Source organism: Pseudoalteromonas sp. SR45-5 (assembly GCF_014163565.1).
GTDB lineage: Bacteria > Pseudomonadota > Gammaproteobacteria > Enterobacterales > Alteromonadaceae > Pseudoalteromonas > Pseudoalteromonas distincta.
Genome location: NZ_JACJDN010000521.1, coordinates 1 through 2,865 on the forward strand (window position 1 = coordinate 1; position 2,865 = coordinate 2,865).

Here is a 2,865-nt window from a genome sequence, read left to right on the forward strand (position 1 = left end):
CTTTTTACCTGGTACTTTGCCTGCTTTTAATTGCGAACGCACACTTGCTGGCGCATGCTCAGACTTACCTGAACCTTTTTTTGGTGCACGACGACGTGAGTATCTGTCTTGTGCAACATCGCCTTTAAGCGTTAAGTTTATACGGCGATCGTCTAAACTAACCGACGCAACTTTAACTGTTACCTTATCGCCAAGGCGATAAACTTTGTGAGAGTGCTCACCTATTAGGGTGTGTTTTGCAGCATCATGCGCAAAAAACTCGTCGCCTAAATTAGTAACGTGAATAAGCCCATCAATTTGTAAATCATCTAAACGAATAAACAAACCAAAGTTAGTGACCGATGAAATAACACCATCAAACTCTTCACCTACATGGTCTTGCATAAACTCACATTTAAGCCAATCAGCTACTTCGCGAGTTGCATCATCGGCGCGGCGCTCTGTTGTAGAACACTGCTCACCTAGTTGATCAACTTCATCGTCGGTATAAGCGTATTCGCCAGACGTTTGCTGACCTTGTGCTTTTATTACTGCTTTAATAGCACGATGCACTACTAAATCTGGGTAACGACGTATTGGCGATGTAAAATGCGCGTAAGCCGATAACGCTAAACCAAAGTGACCAATGTTATCTGGCTGATATACAGCTTGTTTCATTGAACGCAGTAACATAGTTTGAATAAGTTCAGCTTCTGGGCGGTCACCTAGTCGCGCTAATACTTGCGTTATTTCTTTTGGTGTTGGCTCGTCGCTTAATGTACTTTCAATACCTAACTCGCCTAAAAACTTAGTAAAGTTACCTAGTTTTTCTTGGTCTGGTTCGTCATGCACGCGATAAAGCGCGCTTGCTTCGTGCTTTTCAAGAATTTTAGCCGCTGATACGTTGGCTAAAATCATACATTCTTCAATGAGTTTGTGCGCGTCGTTACGAATAACAGGCACTATTGATTCTATTTTACGTTGCGCGTTAAATACAAAGCGTGTTTCGAGTGTTTCAAACTCAATAGCTCCGCGCTCTTGGCGAGCACCTTTAAGCGCCATGTACATTTGCTGTAAATCAGTTAAATGTGGCACAACGGCTGAGTATTCTTCGCGTAGTTTTTCGTCGTTTTGTAAAATGGCATTTACTTTGGTGTAAGTTAAACGTGCATGCGAGTTCATTATCGCTTCGTAAAACTTATAACCGGAAAGTTTACCCGCGCTCGACACGGTCATTTCGGCAACCATACATAAGCGATCTACTTTTGGATTAAGCGAACATAATCCGTTAGAAAGCACTTTTGGTAGCATCGGAATTACTTGCTCAGGAAAATACACTGAGTTACCACGCAAAATTGCTTCTTTGTTAAGCGGCGTGTTCATTCCTACGTAATGCGATACATCGGCAATGGCAACCCATAAGCGCCAGCCACCTGATTTTTTAGGTTCACAGTATACGGCGTCATCAAAGTCGCGTGCATCTTCGCCATCAATAGTTACAAGTGGCAAATCACGTAAATCTACGCGACCTTGTTTGTCAGCTTCTTCAACAAATTCACCTAGGTGAGCAACTTGTGCCTCAACTTCTTCTGGCCATACATGTGGAATATCGTGATTGCGCAGTGCAACTTCAATTTCCATACCTGGGGCTAAATGCTCACCAAGTACATCTATAACTTTACCTACCGCGTTCATGTTACGGCTTGGATTTTGCGTAATTTTAACCTGCACCATTTGGTTATGGCGGGCACCGTTTTCGTTGCCTGGTAAAATCATTATATCTTGCGTTATGCGAGGGTCTTCAGCGACTACCACAGCAACACCGTGCTCAACAAAGTAACGGCCAACAATTGGCGCGCGCTCGTTAGTAAGCACTTTTATAATACGTGCATCGCATTTTGAGCCAGAACCACGTTTAGTGCCTTTAGCTAGTACAATGTCGCCATGTAACACCATATTCATTTGGTGCTTAGCAATAAACCAATCTTTACTCTCGCCTTCAACTTCTAAAAAGCCGAAACCGTCTCTGTGGCCTATTACTTTGCCTTTGGTTAAACCGGCTTCGTCAATTAGGGCGTAGCATTTAAATTTATTGAAATACAGCTGTCCGTCACGCTCCATAGCGCGAAGGCGGCGTTTAAATGCTATTTGGCGTTCGTCATCGTTTACTGCTAGTTCTTCACATAATTGCGCGTAGTTAGCAGGCTTTGAACGCTCTTGAAGGTGAGTAAGTATAAACTCACGACTAGGGACTGGGTTTTCGTACTTTTCTTGTTCTCGACTGAGATTTGGATCTTGGTTTGACATTCACTATCTTGTTAGTTGGTTATGTAGGTATTTTAACCCATATAGTTATAATGAGACAGGTAAAAGCTATTAAACTTTTAAGAAAGCACTTTTACCTTGCTGTTTACCTTGCTGTATAGTTTAAAAATCTAGCGCAATGGGGCTTAACGATCCCTTAACTGCAAAGTGTTTAGTCATCTCGTAGCAATGCTAAAACCTATACTATTTTTTTTGTAGGTTTTTCCACAGCAGTTTACTTATATTATCAATAAAGCTTGGGTCTTCTTCTTTCATCGTAAGTAAAATCTGCTTATTCATTTGTGTTTTATTTTGAGCGTAAATCCAACGATTTTTATTAAACTGCTGGGCAAACTCAAGTACACCCGCTTGTAGTTCGTCGTTATTTGCAAACACAGCTTCAACTACTTTGTTCTCTAGCAACTGCTGTGCACCAACCCGCTCTCCTGACATAGCTAGGCGATTAAAGAATGTTTGCGAAATTGCTTTATTCATTATAGGAAACATCGATGGAACAATCGGCACCATTACAGCCACTTCGGGAAAACAAAAAAAGCCTTTGTCTGATTTCATAATTCTAAA

At 41.6% G+C, this 2,865-nt stretch carries 1 protein-coding gene and 1 pseudogene; both read right to left on the minus strand.

What is annotated here, in order from left to right; translation table 11 throughout:
* Positions 1-2,286 (minus strand): ribonuclease R (rnr, locus tag H5072_RS15990; protein ID WP_182694082.1); only part of this gene is annotated, 2,286 nt, incomplete at its 3' end.
* A 201-nt stretch (positions 2,287-2,487) separates the two neighbouring features.
* A pseudogene (locus H5072_RS15995) lies at positions 2,488-2,865 on the minus strand (enoyl-CoA hydratase/isomerase family protein); the annotation flags it as partial.